Below are 16,259 nucleotides of genomic sequence, written 5' to 3'. Positions count from 1 at the left end.
CGCCCACGCGCGGAGCCGCTTCAGCCGCCCGCCGACGCCCACGCGCGGACGCGCTTCAGCCGCCCGCCGACTCCCAGGTGCGGACCCGTTCCCGGTACGACCGCGCCGCGCCGCGCAGCTCGGCCTCGGCGTCCAGCCCGGCCTCGGCGGCCCGCCGGACCAGGTCGAACAGCTCGCGCGCGACCCCCTGCCCGACCGCGGCGGCGAGCGACTCGGGCGCGCCCGCCCGCTCGGCCCTGCGCAGCAGCTGGGCGGCCAGCGACAGCGCCGGCTGGCCCATCGGCACCCCTTCGAGCACCGACTCGCGCCCCTTGGCGGCCCGCTCGGCCGCCTTGATGGCGTCCCAGTTGGCGTTGACCTCGTCGGCGCTCTCGGCCCGCACCGAGCCGAAGACGTGGGGATGGCGGCGGACGAGCTTCTCGACGATCCCGGCGGCCACGTCGTCGACGTCGAAGCTCTCGGCCACCCGCGCGTGGAAGACCACCTGCAGCAGCAGGTCGCCCAGCTCCTCGCGGAGCGCCGCGTGATCGCCCTGCTCGATGGTCTCCAGCACCTCGTAGGCCTCTTCGAGCAGGTACGGGACCAACGTCTCGTGCGTCTGCTTACGATCCCACGGGCATTCGGTACGCAGCCGGTCCATCACGCCCACCAGGTCGAGCACCCGCGCCCCCGGCAGGTCGTACGACCCCGGCACGACCTCGATCACCGGCGGCTCGTCGAGCGCGACGGCGGCGTGCCCCACGCCCCGCATGAAGTCCTCGGCCTCGCGCTCGGACACCGGCGCCAGCCACACCACGGTCTCGGTGACCGCGCGCCGCGCCAGCGCGGGCGGGTCGGGTTCGACGACCTCGGCCTCGATCCCGGCCTCGGCCAGGTAGGGCAGCTGCGGATGAGCGGCGGAGCCGGTGAGCACCGGGCCCGAGCGCAGCGCCTGCCAGGCCTGGTGGCTCAGCAGGCCCGGCGCGACCCTGGGCGAGGTGGTGACGACGATCAGCGGCACGGTCAGCCCTGCGGCTGCTGCTGCTGCGCCTGATCGGACGTCTGCTTGCCGAATCTGCCGGTGTCGAGGAACAGCGCCGGGTTCTGCTGCGAGCGCTGCGGGTTGAGCGCGCCATAACGGGGGTTGAAGACCGGCTTGATGGAGGCGAACTCCTGGCTCAGCTTCTGCTGCCCGGACTCGCCGCCGAACTGCTGCTGCAGCTTCGACAGGCCGACCATGACCCGCCCGTAGTCGCGGGCGTCGTTGGGCGAGACGCCGTTGGCCAGCAGGTTGATCTGCGGGGACTCGAACTGGCCCGGATCCTTGAGCGCGGCGTCGATCTCGGTCTCGCTCACCCGCACGTTGTAGCGCGCCATGAGCTGCCTGGAGATGCTCACGTTGACCAGGCGCTGCAGCACGACCTGCGTGGCCGGCACGCCCAGCGCCTGCTCGTCGAGCTGGTTCTGCTTCAGCGCGGCCAGGTAGGCCCGCGTGTCAGCGCTCAGCTCGCTCGTCGAGATGCGCTCGTTTCCCACCACGGCCGCGGCGCCCGCGTGCATGGGCGAGGAGCAGGCGGTCAGTCCGACGACCACCGCCGCGGCGGTCACAGCCACTCGTATCGACTTCACGTACGTCCCTTTCCGACCCGAAAACCGCCGCTAGCTTACCCGGGCGGGCTCGAGGAACATCGCCTCGACCAGATCGCCGCACCATTTGAGCAGGTCGAGGTCGCGTAGCGGCTGCCCGCCCAGCGGCTTGGTCTTGGGCACGGGCACCAGCAGCGTCTCCGCCGCCTGCTTGTATATCGCCTTCTTGTACAGCCGGTCGAGCCGGACCTGCTGCGACTCGCGCAGCCTGGCCGGGCCGAACTTGATGTTCTGGCCCTGCAGCGTGACGTCGGTGAGCCCGGCCGCGCGCGCCCTGATCCGGAACCCGGCCACCTCCAGCAGGTTCTCCACCTCCGCCGGCGGCTTGCCGTAGCGGTCGGTCAGCTCGTCGCGCACCTCGCCGATGTCGGCCGGGGTGACGATGGCCGCGATCCGCTTGTACGCCTCCAGCCGCAGCCGCTCGGAGGTCACGTAGTCGTGCGGGATGTGGGCGTTGATCGGCAGCTCGACCTTGACGTCGTGCTGCTCCTCCTGCACCTCGGCGCCGGTCAGCTTGGCCTTCTGCTCCTGCACGGCCTCGGCCATGAGCCGGACGTACAGGTCGAAGCCCACGCCCGCGATGAAGCCCGACTGCTCGGCGCCCAGCACGTTGCCCGCGCCGCGGATCTCCAGGTCCTTCATGGCGACGTACATGCCGGCGCCCATCTCGGTGTGCTGCGAGATCGTGGCCAGCCGCTCGTGGGCGGTCTCGGTCAGCGGCTTCTCCGGCGGGTAGAGGAAGTAGGCGTAGCCGCGCTCCCTGCCCCGTCCGACGCGCCCGCGCAGCTGGTGCAGCTGCGACAGGCCGTAGTTGTCGGCCCGGTCCACGATCAGCGTGTTGGCGTTGGGCACGTCGAGCCCGGACTCGACGATCGTGGTGGAGACGAGCAGGTCGTACTCGCGTTCCCAGAAACCGACCATGATCTTTTCGAGCTGGTGCTCGTTCATCTGCCCGTGCGCGACCGCGATGCGCGCCTCGGGCACCAGCTCGCGCAGCCGCGCGGCCACCCGGTTGATCGAGGCGACCCGGTTGTGCACGAAGAAGATCTGCCCGTCGCGCATCAGCTCGCGCCGGATCGCGGCCCCGATCTGCTTCTCCTCGTACGGCCCCACGAACGTGAGGATCGGATGCCGCTCCTCGGGCGGCGTGAGGATGGTGGACATCTCGCGGATGCCGGTCAAGCCCATCTCCAGCGTGCGCGGGATCGGCGTGGCGGACATGGCCAGAACGTCGACCTGCGTGCGCAGGTGCTTCATGGCCTCCTTGTGCTCGACGCCGAACCGCTGCTCCTCGTCGATGATGATCAGGCCGAGGTCCTTGAACCTGACCTCGGGGCTGAGCAGCCGGTGGGTGCCGATCACGACGTCGACCGCGCCCGAGCGCAGCCCTTCGAGCGTGCCCTTGACCTCGCCGTCGGTCTGGAACCTGGAGACCGCCCTGATCGCGACGGGAAAGCTGGAGAAGCGCTCGGCGAAGGTGGACATGTGCTGCTGCACCAGCAGCGTCGTGGGCACCAGCACCGCGACCTGCTTGCCGTCCTGCACCGCCTTGAACACCGCCCGCACCGCGATCTCGGTCTTGCCGTAGCCGACGTCGCCGCAGATCAGCCGGTCCATCGGGACGCCGCGCTCCATGTCGCGCTTGACCTCGTCGATGGCTTCGAGCTGGTCGCCGGTCTCGGCGTAGGGGAAGGCGTCCTCCATCTCGCGCTGCCAGGGCGTGTCCGTGCCGAACGCGTGTCCCGGCGAGGCCATGCGGGCGGAGTAGAGCCTGATCAGCTCGCCGGCGATCTCCTTGACCGCCTTCTTGGCGCGGGACTTGGCCTTGGCCCAGTCGGCGCCGCCCATGCGGTTGAGCGTGGGCGCCTCGCCGCCGACGTAGCGGGTGACCTCGTCGAGCTGGTCGGTCGGCACGTAGAGCCGGTCGCCCTTGGCGTACTCGATGACGAGGTATTCGCGGGTGGCGCCCTGCACCGTGCGCTGCACCATCTCGACGTAGCGGCCGACGCCGTGCTGCTCGTGCACCACGTGGTCGCCGACCTTGAGCTGCAGCGGGTCCACCATGTTGCGGCGGCGCGAGGGCAGCCGGCGCATGTCCTTGGTGGAGGCCTTCTGGCCGACCAGGTCGAGGTGGGTGAGCACGGCCAGGCCGGGGGTGATGAAGCCGTGCTCGATCAGGCCGGTCGAGACGTGGACGACCTTCGCCTCGGGCGCCTTGTCCAGGAACTGGTGCAGCCTGGCGGGCACGTCCACGCCCTTGAGCAGCTCGACCATGCGCTCGGCCGGCCCGTGGCCCTCGCTGAGCAGCACGACGGCCTTGTCCTCGGCCAGCCAGCCCTTGATGTCGGCCAGCGCCTTGGCGGTGTCGCCGCGGTAGGCCTCGGAGTCGTGGGCGTCCAGCTCGACGCCGTTGCCGAAGGGCGCGATCGTCCACCACGGCTGCCCGAGCGCGTCGGCGTGGTCGCGGATCTCCTCCAGCGAGCGGAACGCGGCCGCGCCGAGGTCGATGGGCGCCTCGCCGCCGGCCGCGGCGTTGATCCAGGAGGCTTCGAGGAACTCCTGCGAGGTGCGGACGAGCTCCTCCGCCCGGCCCCTGATCCGCTCGGGGTCGCACACGAACACGGCCGACCTGGCCGGCAGGTGGTCGAGCAGCAGGTCCATCTCGCCGGCCAGCACGGGCGCGAACGCCTCCATGCCCTCGACCGGCGTGCCGTCGGCGAGCTGGTCGAGCACCTCGGCCAGCGCCGGATGCTCCTCGGCCAGGGCGCGCGCCCGCTCCCTGACCTCGTCGTTCAGCAGCAGCTCGCGGCAGGGCGGCGCGAACAGGCCGTCCTCGGCCGCCTCAAGGGAGCGCTGGTCGGCCACCTTGAACCAGCGGATCTCCTCGACCGTGTCGCCCCAGAACTCCAGCCGCAGCGGATGCTCCTCGGTCGGCGGGAACACGTCGAGCAGCCCGCCGCGCACGGCCACCTCGCCGCGCTTCTCCACCATGTCCACGCGGTGGTAACCGTTGGTGACCAGGTTGGCGACGACCTCGTCGAGGTCGGCGTCGTCACCGGCGCGCAGCCTGATGGGCTCAAGGTCGCCGAGGCCCTGCACGATCGGCTGCAGCAATGCCCTGACCGGCGCCACGATCACGCTGAGCGGCCCGGCGGCGGTGTCGCCCTTGACCGGGTGGGCCAGCCTGCGCAGCACCGCCAGCCGCTGCCCGACGGTGTCGGAGCGCGGCGAGAGCCGCTCGTGCGGCAGCGTCTCCCAGGCCGGGAACACCGCCACGGAGCCGGGCTCGATGAGGCTGGTCAGCGCGGCGGCGAGGTCTTCCGCCTCACGCCCGGTCGCGGTGACGGCCAGCACGGTGCGCTGGTCGTGCCCGGCCAGCGCGGCCACGCCGAACGGGCGCAGCGCGGACGGCGCGATCAACGCGACGTCGCCGCCCTCTTCGAGAGCGGCGGTCAGTTTCGGGTCGGCGCGAACAAGGTCAAGTAGTCCGGAAAGACTCATCAGATACGCCCACAGCCCCACGACGGCAACACGACTACCCCCGGACGGGTCAAGTCGCGGGGGTCTCGTTCCAGACTACTCGCCGCTCCCGACCTCACTCGACCCGATAACCAGGCACGGACGGCCAGCGTACGGTCAGTACGGTAGACGGCTCCTCCGCCCGCCACGAGTGGTCCACGCCCTTGCCCCAGACCACGTAGTCGCCCGGCTCGGCCAGCAGCACGCTGCGGCCCGGCAGCTCCACCCGGAACCGGCCGCTGATGAGGACGAGCAGCGCCGTGCGCTCCTCGCCGTCGACCCATCGCGCCCGCTCGTCGCCCTGCGGGTGCACGCCCCACTTGATCTCGACGTCGTCACTGTGGCGGGGGTCACCGGGCGGTTTGAAGTGACCGAGCAGCCAGCCGCGGTCGAGCGCGCCGTCCACACCGGCGTTGCCCACATAGACATGATGGCGAGTCTGCTCGTCGAGGGGATCGCTCACGGGGCAGGACGCTAGCAGGGAAATGCCTTACCGATCCGGCTCGATTGATTACTGTAGGTCACATGTCTGAGGTGCGATCGGTCGCCCAGCGAGGCGACCTCTTCGGTGAGCGGGTCCGCGAGCACTGCGCGGGGCGGCCGAACAGGCGGCTCGACGTGCTGGTCGCCGGCTGCGCCCACGATGAGCCCCTGGTGCTCGACCACGTCGAGACGAGGGCCACGGGTGTCGACGAGAACCATCCGGCGATCAGGAGGGTGGTGGCCGAGCGGGCCGACCTGGTGGCCTGGTCGCTCGGCGACCTGCGCTCCGCGCCGCTGCCGCCGCGCGGCTTCGACGTCATCCAGCTGTCGTTCCTGCTGGAGCGCGTCAAGCACGCGGAGCTGGTGTTCGACCGGCTGCTGCTGGCGCTGCGGCCGGGCGGGCTGGTGCTGGTGCGCGTCCGCGACCGCAGGTCGGCCTACGGCCTGCTCGACCGGATCACGCCCTCATGGCTGCGCCGCCTGCTGTGGCGGGCTCTGGTGCCGCCGGGCACGCCCGGCCCGCTGCCCAAGGTGTACGAGCCGCTGGCGTCGAGCGACGGCCTGCACGCGTTCTGCCTCAGCCGCGGCCTCATGATCACCGACGACGAGCGCGGCACCAGCGGCCCGGCCCGCTCCCGCCGGCTCGGCGCCGCGGCGGTCGCGCTGATGTCGCACCTGACCCACAACCGTTACCCCGCCTCTCACGACGAGATCACGATGGTGATCAGAAAGCCCCAGCACCACTTCGCCAGGCTCATCTAGCGGCACACTGTCATATGTCGGTATGCTCCTTTCCTACCAATTCAATCGGAATAGTTGGGATGTAGGAACCGTGGAGTGGACCCCCGACCCGCGCGAGCTGGCCGACCTCGAACTGCTGCTGTCCGGCGCGTTCGAGCCGCTGACCGGGTTCCTCGGCCACGACGACCTGCACACCGTGCACGAGCGCGGCACCCTCGCCGACGGCACCCGCTGGCCCGCGCCGGTCACCCTGCACCTGCCCGCCGGCGTCTCGCCCGGCGACGAGGTCACCCTGCTCGACCCCGAGGGCCTGCCGCTGGCCGTGCTGACCGTGACCGCCCACGAGCCCGACGGGCTCACCTCGGGGCCGATCAAGGGGCTCGGCACCCCCGAACACGGGCCGTTCGCGCGCCTGCGGCGTACTCCCGCCCAGGTCAGGGAGGAGCTCGGCGGGCGGCCCGCGCTCGCCGTCACCATGCGCGGCCCGCTCGACGACCTCTCCGAGATCGCCGACACCGCCAAGGAGCTCGACGCGGTGGTCCTCCTGCTCCCCCTCGCGTACGGCGAGCCCGGCCCCGCCCTCGTCCGCGCCGCCCTGCGCGCCCAGGAGCGCCTGCCCGCCGGCACGCTCGTGGTCCCCGTCCCCCTCGCGCCGCGCGACGAGCCCGAGATCGACCTGGAGCTGCGCGAGCACGTCGCCACCGCCTACGGCGCCGCCGAACACCTGGCCGGCCCCGACCCCGTGCACATCCCCGGCCCGCCGCACCGCCGCGGCATGGTGGTCTTCTTCACCGGCCTGTCCGGCTCGGGCAAGTCCACGATCGCCCGCGGCCTGCGCGACTCCCTGCTCGAACTGGGCACCCGCACGGTGACCTACCTCGACGGCGACGTGGTGCGCCACCTGCTGTCCAAGGGCCTGACCTTCTCCAAGGCCGACCGCGACCTCAACATCCGCCGCATCGGCTTCGTCGCCGCCGAGACCGCCCGCCACGGCGGCCTGGCCATCTGCGCCCCGATCGCGCCGTACGCGGACACCCGCGAGGAGGTGCGCGAGATGGTCGAGTCGGTCGGCGCCGACTTCCTGCTCGTCCACGTCGCCACGCCGCTGGAGGAGTGCGAGCGGCGCGACCGCAAGGGCCTGTACGCCAAGGCCCGCGCCGGCCTCATCCCCGAGTTCACCGGCGTCTCCGACCCCTACGAGGAGCCCGACGACGCCGACCTGGTGATCGACACCACGCACATCTCGATCGAGGCGGCCGTGTCCCGGGTGCTCGACACCCTCAAGGGCGGAGGGTGGATCCGTTGATCGCCTGGGCCCTGATCGGGGGCTCGTTCCTGGTCGCGATCGTGGTCGGGCTGACCGGGATGGGCGGCGGGGCCCTGATGACCCCGATGATGATGCTGTTCTTCAACGTCCCGCCGCTGGCCGCGGTCTCCAGCGACCTCGTGGCCTCGGCCGTGATGAAACCGGTCGGCGGCGTCGTGCACCTGCGCCGGGGCACGGTGAACCTGCGGCTGGTCGGCTGGCTGTGCGCGGGCTCGGTCCCGGCCGCCTTCTGCGGGGTCTTCCTGGCCAGGGCGTTCGCGGTGACCGACGCGGTCAAGTACGCCCTCGGTGTCGCCCTGCTGCTGGCCGTGGCGGGCATGGCGATCAAGGCGTGGCTCGGCTCCCGCGGCGGGCCCGGCGGCACCGCGACCCCGCACGAGATCTCCGTGCGCCCAATTCCGACCCTACTGGTCGGTATGGTGGGCGGCGTGGTCGTCGGCGTGTCCTCGGTGGGCTCGGGATCCCTGATCATCGTGGCCCTGCTCGTGCTCTACCCGGCGCTCAAGGCCAACCAGCTCGTCGGCACCGACCTGGTGCAGGCCGTGCCGCTGGTCGTCTCCGCCGCGCTCGGCCACCTGCTGTTCGGCGACTTCCGGATGGACCTCACGGTGTCGCTGCTCATCGGCTCGATCCCGGGCGTCTACCTGGGCGCCAGGATCTCCTCACGGGCGCCGGGCGGCCTGATCAGGGCCGTGCTGGCGATCGTCCTGCTCGCCTCCGCGCTCAAACTCCTCGGCGCGAACGACGCGCTCACGGTCGGGGCGCTGGCGGCGGCGGCGCTGGTGACCGTCATCGGCTGGCGGCTGCGGGTCAGGGCCGCGGCACGGGCGTCGAGCGGAAGTACGGATCTCGAGCCAGCTCGCTGAACGCCCTGTCGGCCCCCTGGTCGGAGTCGAAGCTGGTGTCGCCGCGCGGGGCCTGCGGCGAGTCGAAGTAGAGCAGGGCCTTGATCTGCGGATACCGCTTGATCTGGGTCCGTACGGACTCGAAGAATCTTCGCTTGAACGCCCGGTCGCGCGGCCGCTCGAACACCCCCCACTCCGCCACCATGACGGGTTTGCCGGGGAAGCGCGCCTGCATCCACCGGTAGAAGCCGGGCCACTGCGGATATTCCTTGCGGGTCTTGTTCACGAGGCCGTCGAAGTCCTGGACGCGGTCGTCGGCGTAGGGGTCCATCGCCACCCAGTCGACCACGTCGTCACCGGGGTAGAGGTCCTCGAACCAGGTCTCGGCCGCCCAGTTGGGCGCCCCCATGTACGTCATGACGACGACGGCGTTCCTGACGCCCCCGGCCCGCAGCCGCAGCACGACATGGCGGAACATGGCGGCGTAGTCGGTGGCCTGCATGCCCGAGCCGGACGACGGGTCGACGTCGTTCTCGGGCTCGTGGTGCAGGGTGAGGAAGAACCGCTCGGGGAAGGTGCGCCGCAGGTGGGCGGCCAGCCGGTCGATCCGGCCGTCGAGGGCCCCGCCGGCGATCTCGGCCCAGGTGCGGTCGAGCGACGGCTTCCAGTTGATCATGAGCAGCCGGGGCCTGGCCGGGTCGCGGGCCAGCCGCACCTCGGCCGGGGTGGGGAACAGCTCGCTGCCCCGGTGGTAGACGTGCAGCACGTCGGCGGCCACGTCCATGCGCGACTCGGCCCCGTGCAGCGCCTGCTCCACCGGCGCGCCGGTGAACACCTCCGGCGCCATCCCCCACCACGCGCCGCACGACGGGATCAGCCTGGAGGTGGCGGTGCAGGCGGGCGAGCCCGCCTCCTTCACCGCGGGCGCCCCGGCCGGCGGCACCGCGCGTGAGCCCTCGGCGCTGGAGCAGGCGGTCAATGCCGCGACCGCGGCCAGAATGACGCCGCGGAATGTTGCGTTTCGCGAAATTCCCCGTAGCTGCAAAGCCTTCCAACCCCTTCGTCGAACGACCCCCGCCTGTCACACCTGAACCTTGCCATGTCATTCCTGGAACTTCAGCCAGTGTGGAAGTCTCTCCAGTTCATAGCCCCCAGGTGACGGTCCAAATTTCCCGATATTTCCATTTATCGGGAGGCTTCTATATGGCCTTTCCGGAGAAAATCTTGAGTATTCAGCCGGGCCGATTACCGGCCCGCCTATAGTGGGCGCTCATGAGCTCCGGCACCGACCTGGACGAGCATCTGTCGCTGCTGCGCAGGCGGTGGCTGCTCCTGGTGGGCTGCGTGGTGGTCGGCGGCACCGCGGGCCTCGCGCTCATGCGGCTCGTGCCGCCCGCCTACACCGCCACCACGCAGGTGCTGGTCATGCCGGTCGGCCCGCAGGAGCAGGCCAACCAGTTGACCAGCCGCCAGCGCGAGGCGCTCAACCTCGACACCGAGGCCCAGGTCGCGCAGTCGGCCGTGGTCGCCGCCAGGGCGGCCAGAGAGCTGGGCCTGGGCGCCGACGTGCTCGAACCGGCCGAGGTCGCCGTGCCGCCCAACTCGGCGGTGCTGTGGATCTCGGTCACCTCCACCGACCCCACCGCCGCGGCCGAGCGGTCCAAGGCGTACGCGCGGGCCTACCTCGCCAACCGGCGCGAGAGCGCGCTGACCTCCATGGCCGAGCAGCAGGAAGCGGTGCTGAGCAAGCTCAAGCAGGTCAACGCCGGCATCGACAAGGTGATCAAGCAGCTCGGCGCGCTGCCCAAGGGCGGCGCGGAGCACGCCATCGCCGCGCAGCGCCAAGGCGTGCTCAACCGGCAGGCGGCCAACCTGGCGCTCAAGTACGACGCGCTCAGGACCGTCGCCGTCACCCCCGGCTCCGTCATCAGCCAGGCCGTGCCGCCCGCCGCGCCCAGCTCCCCCAGCCTGCCGCTGCACCTCGGCACCGGGCTGATGGCCGGGCTGCTGATCGGCTCGGCCGCCGCCTACGCCCGCGACCGCCTCGACAAGCGGCTGCGCACCCCCGCCGACGTCGAACGACTCACCGGCCTGCCCGTGCTCAGCGACCTGTCGAGCCCGCGTGAGCACGGCGTGCTGCACGAGCTGGCCGGCGCCGTGGTCTCCGCGTGCCCGGGCAAGCGGCTGCTGGTCAAGGCGCTGCCCGCCGACCTGTACGCCTCCGCCCTGGCCGAGCCGCTGTCGGTCAGCGCGCCGCTGATCGTGCTCGACGGCTCCGACGTGCGCGACCTGGCCAGGGCCGACGCCGCCGTCCTGCTGGTGGGCCTCGGCCTGGTGAAGGCCGGCGAGGTCACCGCCACCGTCGCCCGGCTCGCCCGGCACGACGTGCCCGTCATCGGCGTGGTGACGGCCACCGACGCGGTGCCGTCGTTCGTGCCCCTGCTGGAGCCGCGCCCGCACACCCCGCTCGGCAAGCTCGTCGCGACCGGCGAGCTGGAGCCGGGGACGGCGGCCGAGACCACCCCCATGCAGGCCCTCCACCACCCGCGGCGGCCGGGTCATCCGACGTGACGGCGGCCGCGTGGCCCATCGCGGCGCTGCTGGTGGGCTACCCGATCTGGTGGGCGCTCGGGTTCGGCGGGCTGGCGGTGATCGTGCTGGCCGGGCCCATGGCGGTGCTGCTGTGGCGGCGCCGCCCGATCAGGGTGCCGCGCGGGTTCGGGCTGTGGGCGCTGCTGCTGGCCGGCTACCTGATCAGCGCGCTGATGCTGGCCGAGACGCCGCCGGGCACGTACGGCGAGCTCGGAGCCGGCCGGATCGTCGGCTACGGCATGCGCCTGGCGCTCTACTGCTCGGTCCTGATCATGGTGCTCTACCTGGGCAACCTCACCGAGCGGGAGCTGCCGCAGCTGCGCCTGGTCCGCCTGCTGGGCGTGCTGTTCGTCACCACGGTCGCGGGCGGGCTGCTCGGCGTGTTCTTCCCCGCCTTCTCCTTCACCTCGCCGCTGGAGCTGGTGCTGCCCGAGTGGATCAGCGGCAACTCGTTCGTCCGCAACCTCATCCATCCCACCGCGGCCCAGACACAGAAGGTGCTCGGCTTCGCCTCGCCCAGGCCGGAGGCGCCGTACGAGTGGGCCAACGCCTGGGGCAGCAACGCCTCGGTGCTGCTGGTCTGGTTCGTGGTCGGCTGGTGGGTGCACGGCAGGACGCGGCACCGGGTGTTCGTCGCGGTGGTGCTGGCCCTGGCCGCCATCCCCGTCGTGTACTCGCTCAACCGCGGCCTGTGGATCGGGCTCGGCCTGGCCGTGCTGTACGTGATCGTCCGGGTCGGCGGGCGGACCAGGATCGCGCTCTGCGGGGCCGTGCTGGCGGCGGCGCTGGCGTTCACGCTCAGCCCGCTGGCCACCCTGGTCACGCAGCGGCTGGACCGGCCCCACTCCAACGACATCCGCGCCTTCACGGTCACCTCGACGCTCACCGCCGCCGGACACTCGCCCGTCATCGGCTACGGCAACACCCGCAACGCGATGGGCAACCACCGCTCGATCACCACGGGCAAGACCGGCTGGTGCGACACCTGCGGGCATCCGCCGCTGGGCAGCGACGGGCAACTCTGGCTGCTGATCATCACGCAGGGGTTCACGGGGGCGGCCCTCTACGTGGCGTTCTTCCTGGGGGCGATCCGCCGGCACTGGCGCGACCGCAGCCCCGTCGGGCTGGCCGGGGTGCTCGTGATGGGGCTGGTGCTGCTCTACATGTTCGTCTACGACGGCCTGGTCACGCCGCTCAGCCTGTATCTCATCTCGTTCGCCCTCCTGTGGAGGAATTCATGAACGACTCCGCCGTCCGCCTCGGCTATCTGGAGGAGACCGTGCGGCTGCTGTATCCGGGGGGCGGGTCGCCGCGGGCGTACACGCTGCTGCCGCACGCCCGCGTGCCGCGCAGGCTGGCGCCGCGCCGCTGGTGGCACGTGGGGGCGCAGATCGCCGTGCCGGTCGAGGACTCGATCGCCACGTACCTGAGTGAGGTGTTCGAGCGGCCGGTGGAGACCGTGCTGCACGTACGTCCCGCGCTGCGGGCCAACCGCAAGCCCGTGCTGGAGGCCCGCTCAGGCGGGCGGCGGATCGCGTTCGTCAAGATCGGCGACAGTAAGCGGGCCCGCGCGCTGGTCACGGCCGAGGCGGCGGCGCTGCGCCGGCTGGCCGGACTGGCGCTCGACACCGTGGCCGTCCCCGCCGTGCTGCACCACGGCGACTGGCGCGGCCTGTCGGTGCTGGCCCTGTCGCCGCTGCCGGTGCGGCGCGGCCGGGTCCCGGAACGGCTGCTGCTGGACGCCGTCGAGGAGATCGCCGGCACCGGCGGCACCCGACCGGCCTGGCACGGCGACTTCTCCCCGTGGAACCTCGGCACCTCCCTCGACGGGCGGCTGCTGGTGTGGGACTGGGAGCGGTACGAGATCGGCGTCCCCTACGGCTTCGACGCCGTGCACCACTTCTTCCAGCGGGCGCTGCGCAGGATGGCGCCACCGGTCGCGGCCCGCGCGTGCGTGGCCCGTTCCGTACGGACGCTCGCGCCTCTTGGACTGGCCGCCGCGGCGGCCAAGCAGACCGCCATGCGTTACCTCATCGCCCTGGCCGACCGGCACGCCGCCGACGGCCACACCCCGCTCGGGCCGCCGGAGTCCTGGCTCAACCCGGCCGTCGACCACGAGGAGCTGCTCACGTGAAGACCATGAAGCGATCGGTGCTGTCACTGTCACTGGCCACCGGCCGGTTCACCTCAGGGGCCCGCCTGCTGCCGTCGTTCCTGATCGCGGGCGCGCAGCGGTGCGGCACCACGTCGCTCTACCGGGCCCTGGCCCAGCATCCGCTGCTGCTCAAGCCGGTGCTGCGCAAGGGGGTGCACTACTTCGACGTCGGCTACGGGCAGGGCCTGAACTGGTACCAGTCGCACTTCCCGCTGCGGATGAGCGCGGCCCTGCTCGGCCACCGGTACGGCAGCCGCGCGCACGCCTACGAGTCCTCCCCCTATTACCTGTTCCACCCGCTGGCCGGTGCGCGCATCGCGGCCGACCTGCCCGGCGTCAAGCTGATCGTGCTGGTCCGCGACCCGGTCGAACGGGCCTGCTCCGCCCACGCCCACGAGCTGGCCAGGGGCTTCGAGACGGAGTCGCACTTCGAGCGGGCCCTGGAGCTGGAGCCCGAGCGCCTGGAGGGTGCCGACGACCTGCTCAGGGAGTCGCCGCACGCGCTGCACCACTCCCACCGCCACCACGCCTACCTGGCCAGGGGCCGCTACGCCGACCAGCTCGACCGGCTGGAGCCGCTGATCGGGCACCAGCGCATCCTGGTGCTCGACAGCCACCGCTTCTTCACCGATCCCGAGGCGACCTACGATCGGGTGCTGGAGTTCCTGCGGGTGCCGCACGTGGGTTATCCCGCGTTCGAACGGCACAACGGGCGGCCGCTGCCGCGCCGGGTGCCGAAGGAGCTGGCCAGGTCGCTGCGCGAGCACTTCGAGCCGTACGACGCGCGGCTGACGCGCTGGCTGGGCGGTGAGCCCTCGTGGCGGCGGTGACCTTCCGCAGAGGGCTGGCCGGGGTCAGCGCGGCGGCGTTCAGCGCGCTCGCCCAGTTCGTGCTCGTGGTGGTGGTGACCAGGGCGTATCCGGCGGCCGAGGCGGGCGGGTTCTTCACCGCGACCGCGCTGGCGCTCATGGTGGCGGGCGTCGCCAAGCTGGACGCGGGCAACGGGCTCATCTACTTCATCGCGCGGGCGCGGACGTACGGCTATCGCGGCATCTCCGGCTACCTCAGGGCGGCGCTCGTGCCCTGCGTGCTGGTGGCGGCGGGCGCGGCGGTCGTGCTGTACCCGCGCATCGGGCCGCTGGCGGCGCTGCTGCCCGTCATGGTGGTGGTGGACGTGCTGCTGGCCGCCACCCGGGGGTTCGGCTCGCTGCGGCCCACCGTGCTGCTGGACGGGATGCTGGTGCCGGCCTGCCAGCTCGTGCTGGTGGCCACGGCCGCGCTGGCGGGGGTGGCCGCCTCGTGGCTGCCGGTGGCGTGGGGGGCTCCGTACCTGCCCGCACTGGTGCTGGCCGCGGCCGGGCTGCGCGGGCGGGCGCCGCGTACGGCGTACCTGCCGGGGACGCTCAGGGACCTGTGGCGCTACACCGCGCCCCGGTCGGCGGCCGGCGCCATCCAGGCGGTGTTCCAGCGGGTGGACATCGTGATCGTGGCCGTGCTCGCCGGGCCCGCCTCGGCCGCCGTCTACACGGCCGCGACCCGGTTCAAGGTGGTCGGGCAGCTGGCCAACCAGGGGCTGGCTCAGGCGGTGCAGACCGGGCTGGTCAGGGCGCTGGCCGAGGGCGAGCGGGAGCGGGCCGGGGAGCTGTACCAGGCGGCCACCGTCTGGCTGGTGCTGCTCACCTGGCCGGTGTGGCTGGCCTACGCGGGGCTGGCGCCGTGGGTGCTGCGGCTGTTCGGGCCCTCGTACGGCGCCGCCGTGCCGGTGGCGCTGGTGCTGGCGGGGACGATGATGGTGGCCACCGCGTGCGGGATGGTGGACGTCGTCCTTACCGCCGCCGGACATACCGGCACGAGCCTGCTCAACCTGCTGGCCGCGGTCGGCTGCACCGTGCTGCTCGACCTGACGCTGGTCCCGGCGCACGGAGCGCTCGGCGCGGTGGCGGGCTGGTCGGGAGGCGTGCTGGTGAAGAACCTGCTCCCCCTGTGGCAGCTGCACCGCCGCTACGGGCTGCACCCCTTCGGCCGCCACACCCTCGCGGCCCTGCGCGTACGCGACTGGGCGGCGGCATGACGGTGCTGGTGACGGGGCTGCCACGCAGCGGGACGAGCTGGACGGGCAAGATGCTCGCCGCCGGAGGCGACCTGGTCTACGTCAACGAGCCGCTCAACCCCCAGCACCCTCCCGGCCGCTGCCCCGGGGTGCTGTCCGCCCAGGTCACACACCGGTTCCAGTACATCTGCGACGACAACGCGGATGTCTGGCTGCCCGCCTTCCGCGACACCGCGGCCCTGCGTTACCGGTGGCTGGCCGAGCTGCGGGCTAATCGGTCTCCGTACGATCTGGCGCGGCTGCTCCGTTACGGCACCGCGTTCACGCTCGGCCGCCTGGCCGGGCGGCGGGCGCTGCTGGACGACCCGTTCGCGGTGCTGAGCGCCGGGTGGTTCGCGCGGCGGCTGGGTTGCCGGGTGATCGCCCTGGTCCGTGACCCGGTGTCGTTCGTGGCCAGCTGGGAGCGGCTGGGCTGGACGGTGTACTTCCACGAGCTGCTCGAACAGCCGCTGCTCGTCCGCGACCATCCCGAACTGCTGGAGCTGCGGGCGCTCGTCGGCTCCCAGGACCGGGTGGCCAAGGCGGCGGCGCTGTGGCGGGTGACCACGGGGATCCTGGAGCGCACGCCGGGCATCCTGCTCACGTCGTACGAGTCGCTGGCCGCCGACCCGCTGCCCGGCTTCCGGCGCCTGTACGCGTACGCGGGGCTGCGCTGGACCCCGGCCGCCGAACGCCGCATCATCCGGGCCTGCTGCCACGAGGCGGGCGACGGCGCGGGATCCGGGTTCGCCTGGTCGGGTCTGTCGCGCACGGCGTACCGTCCGATGAACTCCCGCCAGGCGCTGGCCGCGGGCCCCCGAGGCCTCACCCCGGACCAGGCGGCCCGCATCCGCGACCTCACGACCACCTGAGCCTTCCGTA

Annotated in this window: 14 protein-coding genes; 9 read left to right on the top strand and 5 right to left on the bottom strand. The window is 72.2% G+C overall.

The window, feature by feature from the left end; all coding sequences use genetic code 11:
• Positions 1 to 55 precede the first annotated feature (55 nt).
• The 4 genes from OIE67_RS54010 to OIE67_RS53995 form a co-directional block, all read right to left on the bottom strand.
• The gene (locus OIE67_RS54010; protein ID WP_326635001.1) at positions 56 to 1,000 is read right to left on the bottom strand and encodes a MazG family protein; all 945 of its coding nucleotides are present in this window, start codon (positions 998 to 1,000) and stop codon (positions 56 to 58) included.
• Positions 1,001 to 1,002: 2 nt separating this feature from the next.
• The gene (locus tag OIE67_RS54005; RefSeq protein WP_106240499.1) at positions 1,003 to 1,608 is read right to left on the bottom strand and encodes a SurA N-terminal domain-containing protein; all 606 of its coding nucleotides are present in this window, start codon (positions 1,606 to 1,608) and stop codon (positions 1,003 to 1,005) included.
• Between the two features lie 30 nt (positions 1,609 to 1,638).
• Positions 1,639 to 5,127 carry a transcription-repair coupling factor gene (gene mfd, locus OIE67_RS54000; protein ID WP_326634998.1) on the bottom strand — a complete coding sequence of 1,163 codons (3,489 nt, stop codon included), beginning with the start codon at positions 5,125 to 5,127 and terminating at the stop codon, positions 1,639 to 1,641.
• Positions 5,128 to 5,221: 94 nt separating this feature from the next.
• Positions 5,222 to 5,608: a cupin domain-containing protein gene (locus OIE67_RS53995; protein ID WP_106240496.1), complete on the bottom strand. Its 387-nt coding sequence runs from the start codon at positions 5,606 to 5,608 to the stop codon at positions 5,222 to 5,224.
• A 62-nt stretch (positions 5,609 to 5,670) separates the two neighbouring features.
• Between OIE67_RS53995 and OIE67_RS53990 the strand changes: the two genes are divergently transcribed.
• The 3 genes from OIE67_RS53990 to OIE67_RS53980 all read left to right on the top strand — a co-directional run bounded on the left by OIE67_RS53990 (position 5,671) and on the right by OIE67_RS53980 (position 8,562).
• Positions 5,671 to 6,390 carry a methyltransferase domain-containing protein gene (locus OIE67_RS53990; protein WP_326634994.1) on the top strand — a complete coding sequence of 240 codons (720 nt, stop codon included), beginning with the start codon at positions 5,671 to 5,673 and terminating at the stop codon, positions 6,388 to 6,390.
• Between the two features lie 70 nt (positions 6,391 to 6,460).
• The gene (gene cysC, locus OIE67_RS53985) at positions 6,461 to 7,675 is read left to right on the top strand and encodes an adenylyl-sulfate kinase (RefSeq protein ID WP_326634992.1); all 1,215 of its coding nucleotides are present in this window, start codon (positions 6,461 to 6,463) and stop codon (positions 7,673 to 7,675) included.
• Positions 7,663 to 8,562 carry a sulfite exporter TauE/SafE family protein gene (locus OIE67_RS53980; protein ID WP_407674821.1) on the top strand — a complete coding sequence of 300 codons (900 nt, stop codon included), beginning with the start codon at positions 7,663 to 7,665 and terminating at the stop codon, positions 8,560 to 8,562. The genes cysC and OIE67_RS53980 overlap by 13 nt, the downstream gene beginning before the upstream one ends.
• Here the strand turns inward: OIE67_RS53980 and OIE67_RS53975 are convergent.
• The gene (locus OIE67_RS53975) at positions 8,507 to 9,520 is read right to left on the bottom strand and encodes a glycoside hydrolase family 26 protein (RefSeq protein WP_326634988.1); all 1,014 of its coding nucleotides are present in this window, start codon (positions 9,518 to 9,520) and stop codon (positions 8,507 to 8,509) included. The two genes, OIE67_RS53980 and OIE67_RS53975, sit on opposite strands and share 56 nt — an antisense overlap.
• 293 nt (positions 9,521 to 9,813) lie before the next feature.
• Between OIE67_RS53975 and OIE67_RS53970 the strand changes: the two genes are divergently transcribed.
• Genes OIE67_RS53970 through OIE67_RS53945 form a run of 6 tightly spaced genes read left to right on the top strand, consistent with a single transcriptional unit; the run spans position 9,814 to position 16,249 of the window.
• Positions 9,814 to 11,112 (top strand): Wzz/FepE/Etk N-terminal domain-containing protein, encoded by a 1,299-nt coding sequence (locus tag OIE67_RS53970; RefSeq protein WP_326634986.1) that lies wholly within the window; start codon positions 9,814 to 9,816, stop codon positions 11,110 to 11,112.
• Complete coding sequence (locus OIE67_RS53965) at positions 11,109 to 12,374, top strand: hypothetical protein (RefSeq protein WP_326634984.1); 1,266 nt, start codon at positions 11,109 to 11,111, stop codon at positions 12,372 to 12,374. Before OIE67_RS53970 ends, OIE67_RS53965 begins: the two co-directional genes overlap by 4 nt.
• The gene (locus OIE67_RS53960) at positions 12,371 to 13,267 is read left to right on the top strand and encodes a hypothetical protein (RefSeq protein WP_326634982.1); all 897 of its coding nucleotides are present in this window, start codon (positions 12,371 to 12,373) and stop codon (positions 13,265 to 13,267) included. Before OIE67_RS53965 ends, OIE67_RS53960 begins: the two co-directional genes overlap by 4 nt.
• A gap of 5 nt (positions 13,268 to 13,272) precedes the next feature.
• Complete coding sequence (locus OIE67_RS53955) at positions 13,273 to 14,118, top strand: sulfotransferase (RefSeq protein WP_326645792.1); 846 nt, start codon at positions 13,273 to 13,275, stop codon at positions 14,116 to 14,118.
• Positions 14,115 to 15,359 (top strand): lipopolysaccharide biosynthesis protein, encoded by a 1,245-nt coding sequence (locus tag OIE67_RS53950; RefSeq protein ID WP_326634981.1) that lies wholly within the window; start codon positions 14,115 to 14,117, stop codon positions 15,357 to 15,359. The genes OIE67_RS53955 and OIE67_RS53950 overlap by 4 nt, the downstream gene beginning before the upstream one ends.
• Positions 15,356 to 16,249 (top strand): sulfotransferase, encoded by an 894-nt coding sequence (locus OIE67_RS53945; protein ID WP_326634979.1) that lies wholly within the window; start codon positions 15,356 to 15,358, stop codon positions 16,247 to 16,249. The genes OIE67_RS53950 and OIE67_RS53945 overlap by 4 nt, the downstream gene beginning before the upstream one ends.
• Positions 16,250 to 16,259 lie beyond the last annotated feature (10 nt).

This window comes from Nonomuraea fuscirosea (genome assembly GCF_035917475.1).
Classification (GTDB): domain Bacteria; phylum Actinomycetota; class Actinomycetes; order Streptosporangiales; family Streptosporangiaceae; genus Nonomuraea; species Nonomuraea fuscirosea.
The sequence above is the reverse complement of the archived record's forward strand: the minus strand, read 5'-3'. Positions and strand labels throughout refer to the sequence as shown.

Bases quoted from the DNA above. Each gene is read 5' to 3' on its own strand.
- mfd (WP_326634998.1), bottom strand. From the start codon at position 5,127: ATGAGTCTTTCCGGACTACTTGACCTTGTTCGCGCCGACCCGAAACTG.
- OIE67_RS53990 (WP_326634994.1), top strand. From the start codon at position 5,671: ATGTCTGAGGTGCGATCGGTCGCCCAGCGAGGCGACCTCTTCGGTGAG.
- OIE67_RS53970 (WP_326634986.1), top strand. From the start codon at position 9,814: ATGAGCTCCGGCACCGACCTGGACGAGCATCTGTCGCTGCTGCGCAGG.
- OIE67_RS53960 (WP_326634982.1), top strand. From the start codon at position 12,371: ATGAACGACTCCGCCGTCCGCCTCGGCTATCTGGAGGAGACCGTGCGG.
- OIE67_RS53955 (WP_326645792.1), top strand. From the start codon at position 13,273: ATGAAGCGATCGGTGCTGTCACTGTCACTGGCCACCGGCCGGTTCACC.
- OIE67_RS53945 (WP_326634979.1), top strand. From the start codon at position 15,356: ATGACGGTGCTGGTGACGGGGCTGCCACGCAGCGGGACGAGCTGGACG.